7 protein-coding genes are annotated in these 7,557 nt (G+C 63.1%); 2 read left to right on the top strand and 5 right to left on the bottom strand.

The window, feature by feature from the left end:
- Window positions 1-248 precede the first annotated feature (248 nt).
- From GXY33_03815 to GXY33_03835, 5 genes are all read right to left on the bottom strand, one after another.
- Window positions 249-905: a DUF1559 domain-containing protein gene (locus GXY33_03815; GenBank protein ID NLX04255.1), complete on the bottom strand. Its 657-nt coding sequence runs from the start codon at window positions 903-905 to the stop codon at window positions 249-251.
- A gap of 18 nt (window positions 906-923) precedes the next feature.
- Window positions 924-3,161, bottom strand: a complete 2,238-nt coding sequence (locus tag GXY33_03820) for a cellulase family glycosylhydrolase (GenBank protein NLX04256.1) — start codon at window positions 3,159-3,161, stop codon at window positions 924-926.
- Window positions 3,162-3,177: 16 nt separating this feature from the next.
- Window positions 3,178-3,978 carry a DUF1559 domain-containing protein gene (locus GXY33_03825; protein NLX04257.1) on the bottom strand — a complete coding sequence of 267 codons (801 nt, stop codon included), beginning with the start codon at window positions 3,976-3,978 and terminating at the stop codon, window positions 3,178-3,180.
- A complete protein-coding gene (locus GXY33_03830; protein ID NLX04258.1) occupies window positions 3,975-5,114 on the bottom strand; it encodes a GntR family transcriptional regulator in 1,140 nt (379 codons plus the stop codon). The genes GXY33_03825 and GXY33_03830 overlap by 4 nt, the downstream gene beginning before the upstream one ends.
- A gap of 183 nt (window positions 5,115-5,297) precedes the next feature.
- On the bottom strand, window positions 5,298-5,621 hold the full coding sequence (locus tag GXY33_03835) for a PilZ domain-containing protein (GenBank protein ID NLX04259.1): 324 nt from the start codon (window positions 5,619-5,621) through the stop codon (window positions 5,298-5,300).
- 151 nt (window positions 5,622-5,772) lie between these two features.
- Between GXY33_03835 and larC the strand changes: the two genes are divergently transcribed.
- Together larC and GXY33_03845 are read left to right on the top strand one after the other, a co-directional pair.
- Entirely contained in the window at window positions 5,773-6,972 is a 1,200-nt protein-coding gene (gene larC, locus GXY33_03840) for a nickel pincer cofactor biosynthesis protein LarC (GenBank protein NLX04260.1), read from the top strand.
- A gap of 13 nt (window positions 6,973-6,985) precedes the next feature.
- Window positions 6,986-7,549, top strand: a complete 564-nt coding sequence (locus GXY33_03845) for a hypothetical protein (GenBank protein NLX04261.1) — start codon at window positions 6,986-6,988, stop codon at window positions 7,547-7,549.
- The last annotated feature ends 8 nt before the right edge of the window (window positions 7,550-7,557 follow it).

The following is a 7,557-nucleotide window of genomic DNA, read 5'->3' on the forward strand; positions in this document are numbered from 1 at the left end:
CTAGTTTGACTGCCGAAGCACTTGATACGGCCGGTGGTCGTGCGCAGGAAATGCGCCGCATCACGACAGGACCGCCGACGGATCGTGAAGGAACCGGATATTCTCGCTCTCTACCATCCAGTCAAGCAAATCACATCTGTTTCACTGGTGCCTCTGAACGCTCGATGATCGGCGCGGATGATCCCGGTCATGACTACGCGTAGGCCCACCGCCCCGTCCGTATCTTCCAACGCTACGCGCACGACGCGTCACCAGATATGTTCCGGATCAGGCAGGAACTGCAGATCAGTGAGCGAGTATTCCTGCCAATCGACGTGGCCGTCGCAGAACAGGACGTTCAGCCCGTTGTTGTGCCGCTTGTCCAACCACAGATCCCGAATCTCCCAGAAGTTGATGCAGTGCCAGCCGCCGTGGAGGTTGATGTCCGTCAGGATGAACACGCCAGCGGGGTCGAGGACCTCACTGACGGTGCACTTGTCGCCCGGCCCAGGAAAGACTCCCAGGTGACAGTTTCCGCCGTAGCTGTACAAGTACTGCCAATGAGAGGCATCCGTGAAGTCATCCGCCGGACAATGGTAATACTCCCGGGCGTCGCCTTCCGAAGGCGCTCCCAGAATCGGGGCAATAAGCGTCTGCCAGGTCGGATAGCGAATCGGCAGGAACACATACTGCGGCGAGATGGCGAAGGGAGGGTAGATCCCGGAATTCTCATCCGTGTAGATCTGAAACGCCGCGCCGAGCTGCTTGAGTTTCGACGCGCACTGGAGGGTCCGCGCCTGTTCCCTCGCCGCGTTCAACGCCGGCAGCAGCATCGCCACCAGCACCGCGATGATCGCGACTACCACCAGCAGTTCGATCAGCGTAAACCCGACGTGTCCTTGGCTTCGTTCATGCCGAACAGGCATCGCATGTTCCTCCTGCCCTTATTGAGGCATCTCGACGAACCGGCTGTTCACCTTCGGAACCGGCATCTGGTGGGCCGGGTTCAGGCGGATGAGTTGAATCTCGCGCCAGTCGCGGATCACGTCCTCGGTTCGGTACGTCGTGGCCAGTTCCTTCGTCGTCCGCAAAACGATCTCGACGAAGGGCTCAAGGGCGTGAAAGTAGACCGCGCCGTTGACGCCGTTCTGGCCTTCGGTGATCGACCAGTTGTACCACTGCGTGCCGCCGGGCGGGCCCAGCCACGTTCCCAGCAGCTTCGTCCGGTCATCCGCCGGGGCCACCGCGATCGCCACCGCGGTGTCCGTCGAGGCGCACTCGATCACCACGCCGTAGTCGCCCGCCGGAAGCGCCTCGCCCAGTGTGTAGCGATAGAACCACCACTCGCCCGCCTTCGTCTCCTGCGGATCGCCGATCCGCCGCCAGCCGACGATCGGCTCCTCGCCGCGCTCCGTGAACGGCGGACGAGGCAGATACGCCTGGGCGAACGCCGAACCCACCCGCTGGTGCTGGTGCGGATACTGCCCGCACACCCACGTCAGAAACCCGTACTTCCGCGGGTTGTTCCACAGGAAGTCGTAGAACCACGCGGTCTCGCGCGGCGGCAGCAGGCCGTTCGTTTCCACCTCATCAAAGAAAATGGGCACGTTGTACTTGTCGGCGATGCGGTCCACCCCGCCCACCATGAACGCCTCGGTGGTGTGTTCCTTCGAGATGTGCTTGGAGTAGACGATCTGCTTCTGCGGATCGCCCGGATCGAAGTTAACCGGCTGCCACTGACTCTCGGTCGCCCAGCCCCATCCGCAATTCCAGTCGGACACGAGGATGATGTGCCGCTTGTCGTGCTTGCGGATGCGGGTGATGGAGTCCTTCATGATCTCGCGGACCCGCGGCGCCAGGTCGATGCGGTTCTGGCCGTCCTTGAAGCACGGCTCGTTGTACAACTGATACATCGCGACGCGCGGCTCGTCCGCGAACTCCGCGGCGCAGGCCTCCCAGAATTGCGCGATCTTCTCGATCTTCTCCGCGTCCATGCCGTAGGTGTCGTGCCAGTCGATGATCACGTAGACGCCCTGGTCCATGATCTGATTGGCCAGCGGACGCACGAACTTCTTGACGAACCCCTCCGCTCCGCCGTAGAGCTCGAACGCGCTGCCGTCCTTCATGATGCTGGCCGACCAGCCGCCCGGCTGGTGCTCAGCCAGTCCGAGCCGGCAGGCGTTATAGCCCATCGACCGGAAATACCGCGCGGTCATCGCCGTCGTGCCGTAGCGCGGAAACTCGTTCCACCAGTATTCGCCGACGAAGTGCGAGTATCCGCCCAGCGGGAACGGCTTGCCCGTCGAGTCCACGATGTATTTGCCCTGGACCCGCAGCCACGGATCGTCCTTGACCGCCTTGGCATCCACCGCCGTCGTTCGGAACTCGATCGCCTTCGGCTCCGCTTGCCGGCCGGCGAAATCCTCGCCGCTGACCTTCGCGACGTACGCCGTCTCCGGCCGCAGGTCCGCGATCGTCAGCCTGTGCCCGTCGGTGCGGTAGGCCTCCTCGATCGTCCGCGACGCCTCGCCCTCCGCTTCGACCGTCACGTGCGCGCTGGTCCGGTTGTTCGTCCGCCACGCCAGACTCACCGAGTTCGGCCCGACCTCCGCCGCCTTCAGATCCTCTACCGCCGGCGCGTCCGGTTTGACCGGAAGCGACGCCACCTCGATTCGCGCCGGGTCTCCTCCCTCAGCCGAGAACAGGTTCCGCCCCTCCGTCGCCAGCATCTGCTCGCTGCCGTAGTACAACGCGTACATCTCGGCGATCACCTGAACCGGCGAGTACCGGACCAGTTCGAGCGGAATTGCCAACTCAACCGCGCCCTCGACCACCTTCAAAGCCGCCTTGTCCGGAAATACCGCCAGAGTCCCCGCCGCGTCCGGCCCGACCGTCAGCGCGAACTCCTCGAGCGCCTCATTGCTCAGCGTGACAACCAGTTGGTTGTCCGCGTGATGGAACTTATCGTTCGTGTTCGCCTTGACCGCGTCCATCTCCCGCCCGACGTCCAGCGCGCCCTCGAACCGAAGCACCAGCGTCGCGTCCGTCGTCGTCACCACTAGCCGCTCGATGTATGCCGACTCCTTGCTGTCCTTCGCGGCATTGACGATGGTCACCGTTTCGCCCGCCAGGGCGCATACGCTCATCGTCAGAACCGCAACCAACATCCTGCACAAACTCATTCGCTGCTCCTGATCGTCACCTGGGGGAAAGGGCTACGCTGTATCGCTGGTCGTACGTGACGCTGCGACCGTGACCGTCGAGGAAAAGAAAATTCGCGGTATCGCCCGATGCATACTCCAACGGAGCATCACCGCGATCGTGGCCGCCGTTGTGGCGATAGTCGGGATGATGGAAATAGTCCCCGGATGGATCGTACGCAAGCAGCTTGTTCATGCACCACCACCCGCTGAACCAAAGCATCCCGTCGCCAAGAAACACAAGGTCACTATCGAGCTCGTGCAACTGCTTCGGCGGCCGGGCCTCCCAAATATAACCGTCAAGCAGTGCATTGAACGCGTAACCGCCGTGGTAGTAAGGCGCCTCCACCTGTTCAATATATGAGTGGGCATCGATCTTGATCTGCGCGCCGGAACACATCAACGCAACCATGTTGTTGCGGCACTCTCCCGGATCGCGCCCCAGCCCGAGGTATGGTCCGAGTTTTTCGGGCCAGTCGCCCGGAATCCACGGCGTCCACTCGTTGTACTCCTGCGTAATAAACCCGTTGTTCTCGCCGGCGTACATGTGTAGCGCCGTTCCGATCGACTTGAGATTCCCCAGGCATTGCAGCGTCCGCGCATGCTCCCGCGCCGAGTTCAGCGCCGGCAGCAGAATCGAGACCAGCACCGCGATGATCGCCACGACCACCAACAGCTCAATCAGGGTAAAGGCCCTTGAGCCCAGCGGCCCGATCCACAGCGACTCCTTGCCAACCCGCGCGCCGCTCGCGTCGCGGCCGCCCAGATCCGAAATTCGAAATCCCAAATTCAAAATCATTTGACCAACGCCCTCGCAAAAGTCCCGGCCGACCGATCGGCCGTCTTGATCGCGCCGCCGCACGAGCCGCGCACCATCAACTCGCACGTCAGAAACTCCTGCCGCTCGCCGTTCGTCTTTGCCTCGATCTTCTCCAGCAGGAACCTGGCCGCCAGATGTCCCTCCCGCTCCGTCGGCTGACGCACCGACGTCAGCGGCGGCTCCAGGTGCGCCACGAATGGCAGGTCGTCGAACCCCACCACCGCCAGGTCCTGCGGCGCCCGCAATCCCAGCCGCCTCGCCTCGTCCATCACGTTCTTGGCGACAAAATCGTGAATGCAGATCACCGCAGTCGGCGGCGGATCGCACGCCAGCATCGCCCGAAGCTCCGCCTGTCCCTGCCCCGCCACCGGTCCGTACTGGATCTGCTGCACGTAGCCCTCCGCCAGCTCCAGCCCCCGCCGCCGCATCTCCTCCAGATATCCCAGATACCGCTGGTCCGACGAGTACACCGTCGGAAAACCGCGCACGTACCCGATCCGCCGATGGCCCAGGCTCACCAGGTGGGTCACGACCTCGCGCGTCGCGGCAAAGCCGTTGGTCGCCACCGTCGTGAAGCGGCTGACCGTCTCGACCGAGATCGCCGAGTCGACCAGCACAAACGGCATGCCGATCCGCTCGAATTCGTCGACCACCGCCAGGTTCTCTTCCCGCTGGTCTTCCAGCATCATCGGGGCGTACAGCACCCCGGCCACGTTGTCCTGCAGCAGCCGGCCGATGTAACGCTTCACCTTCTCCGGCTCGTTGTCGTGGTTGCACAACACCAGCGAGTAACCCCGCTCGTGGAACACGTCCTCAGCCGCCCGAAGGATCTGGTCGTAGACGTTCCACTCCCCGCGCACGCACGGGATCATCGCAGCCAGCATCTTGCTCCGCCGATCCGGGCTCAGACTCGCCACGTACGTCCCATCCCCCCGACGCCGGGCCAGAATCCCGTCCTCCACCAGCGACGCCAGCCCCTCCCGCACCGTCGCCCGCGATATCCCGTACCGTCGGATCAGTTCCGCCTCGGTCGGCAGCTTGTCGCCGACCTTGAAATCCCCCCGGCCCAAGGCCGACAGGATCGCCGATCGCAACTGCGTCCGCTTATTGACCACGAAAACCGATCCTTTCTCCAGATTTGTCTGACATTTCCGCCATTCATCCTACATGATCCCGCCGTCCGTGTCAACGCCCAACGTCGCAGGCCCCGTCCAGAGAGCGACATTACCTTGTCCGGGCTGATTGGCACCACAGACAGCAGATAGCTGGATTATCAGAATGACTCGGATACTACAATTTCAGTTGAATCGCAGCGGAGAACTGAATCGGCAGGCGACGGCGTAGCGCTGGGCCGGGCCGTCGTGGTTCGTGGACTCAACCCGCAGGACCGTCGCGTCGGTTTCCATCGCGGTCACCCGGCTCGAACGGCCAGGGGCGGGGGGGATGATCAGCCGCAGGCTGACCCGTTCGCCCGGTCGGACCGTCTCCCCGGAGCAGAGGAACCGGACGCCGCCGGCTGAGACGTTGGAACTCGTGGTGGTCAGCCGCCCGGCCTCCCGGGATAGACTCACCTCCACCGGCAGGGATATCGGCAGACGATAGTGTTGGCGACGGTCTTCCATGGATGTATCCTCTTGTTGCGAATTCTTCGTTGGTGCGCAGCTTAGGTAATCATCGGCGAATTCGGCCGCCCACTTGTGGAAGTTGGGGAATCTCGTGAAACTCGCAGGCCCAGCGCGGATAATGCACCGTAACAACCACATGGAGACCGCCATGCATGCATACTTCGACTGCTTTTCCGGCCTGGCCGGCGACATGACCGTCGCCGCCCTCCTGGACGCCGGCGCCGACTGGGATCAGCTTCATAAACAACTGCAGTCGATCGACTTACATGGATTTGAGGTGGAAAGACAGAAAGTGGACCGGGCGGGCATCGCCGCCACCCATTTCCTCGTCCACACCCACCACCACGGGCACCATCACGAGCATCATCATCGCTCTCTTTCAGATATTCTGGCCATCATTGACAAAAGCCCGCTCAGCCCGACCGTCCGAGAAAACGCCGCCGCGATCTTCCGGCGGCTTGGGGCGGCTGAGGCCAAAGTCCACAACTGCGACATCGAGAAAATCCACTTTCATGAGGTCGGCGCGGTCGATTCGATCGTGGACATTGTCGGAACCTGCATCGGTCTGGAACTGCTGGGAATCGATGCGATCTGTTTTCCCGCTGTCCCCGTCGGGTCCGGCACGATCCAAGCCGCCCACGGGACGCTGCCGGTTCCCGCACCCGCCACCGCCGAGCTGCTGACCGGCTTTGCGACCTACGCCGGAGGCGAGGGCGAACTGACCACCCCCACCGGGGCCGCCATCGCCACCGCCCTCGGCCGACAGGTCCCTTCCATGCCGGAAATGACCATCCGGGCGATCGGCTACGGGGCCGGAACCCGTCAATACAAGGACCGGGCCAACGTCCTGCGGGTAATCGTCGGCGAGTCCGCCCAAACCGCCGCGGCTGAGTCGGACCTGGTCGTCCAACTGGCCACGCAACTCGACGATCAGACCGGCGAGGAGACCGGCTACCTGACCGAGCGGCTCTGGAACGAGGGTGCACTGGATGTGGTCTGTTTTCCGATAACTATGAAAAAGGGCCGGCCCGGCGTGATGCTGGAGGTGCTTGGTCCCCCGGAAAAGGGCGACGCCCTGGCCGCGACCATCCTGCACCACAGCAGCACGTTCGGCCTGCGGCGGTCGCTGGTGACCCGGCAAAAGCTCAGCCGTGAGAGCATCCGGGTCGATCTGCCCGACGGGCAGGTCGCCGTCAAAATCGGGTACTTCGGCGGCCGGCTGGTCCGGGTCAGTCCCGAATACGAAGACTGCCGGGCCCTCGCGGTCAAGACCGGCGCCCCGCTGCGGGAAATTTACCGCCAAGCTGTCGATCAGGCCAGGCGGGTGATCGATCAGAAGAATAAATAATAGATAGGCCATAATGAGCATGACGCCGATCGCGGCGATGCAAGCACTGAGTTTCCCTTTCTTCGAAGACAGCCGGCAGTGGATCCTGCTCTGCGTGCTGGGCGTGCTGGTGGGCTACGCCCTGCTCCGCAGTTCCCAGCGGATTAAGGGCAAGGGACGGCTCAGCGACAGGGCCTCCAGGAACATCGCGGTCAAAAACCTCTCGAACCAATCCGAGCTTCGCGGCGACCTGGAACGCCTGATCGTCGAACTCCAGGAACTCTCCCGCCAGATCAACGCCCATATCGACACCCGGTTCTGCAAGCTCGATGTCCTGATCCGCCAAGCCGACCAGCGGATCAAGCGGCTCGAGCAACTGAACGGATCAGCCAAAACCGACGAGAATCCCGTCAACGACGGCAACGGAACCGAGCAGATCGATCCGCAGCGGGAGATCATCTACAAACTCGCCGACGCCGGCCGCAGCCCGGTCGAAATCGCCCAGCAGCTCGACAAGCACCGGGGCGAGATCGAACTCATCCTGTCGCTGCGCCGCTCAAATCGAGCCCGCCGCATCGACTACCGCATCGACGACTGACGCCGATC

Source organism: Phycisphaerae bacterium, assembly GCA_012729815.1.
In the GTDB taxonomy this organism is placed as follows: Bacteria; Planctomycetota; Phycisphaerae; order JAAYCJ01; family JAAYCJ01; genus JAAYCJ01.

What these genes read in the sequence shown, in the direction of transcription:
- GXY33_03815 (NLX04255.1), bottom strand. Translation starts at nt 905, where the DNA reads ATGCCTGTTCGGCATGAACGAAGCCAAGGACACGTCGGGTTTACGCTG.
- GXY33_03820 (NLX04256.1), bottom strand. Translation starts at nt 3,161, where the DNA reads ATGAGTTTGTGCAGGATGTTGGTTGCGGTTCTGACGATGAGCGTATGC.
- GXY33_03825 (NLX04257.1), bottom strand. Translation starts at nt 3,978, where the DNA reads ATGATTTTGAATTTGGGATTTCGAATTTCGGATCTGGGCGGCCGCGAC.
- GXY33_03835 (NLX04259.1), bottom strand. Translation starts at nt 5,621, where the DNA reads ATGGAAGACCGTCGCCAACACTATCGTCTGCCGATATCCCTGCCGGTG.
- larC (NLX04260.1), top strand. Translation starts at nt 5,773, where the DNA reads ATGCATGCATACTTCGACTGCTTTTCCGGCCTGGCCGGCGACATGACC.
- GXY33_03845 (NLX04261.1), top strand. Translation starts at nt 6,986, where the DNA reads ATGAGCATGACGCCGATCGCGGCGATGCAAGCACTGAGTTTCCCTTTC.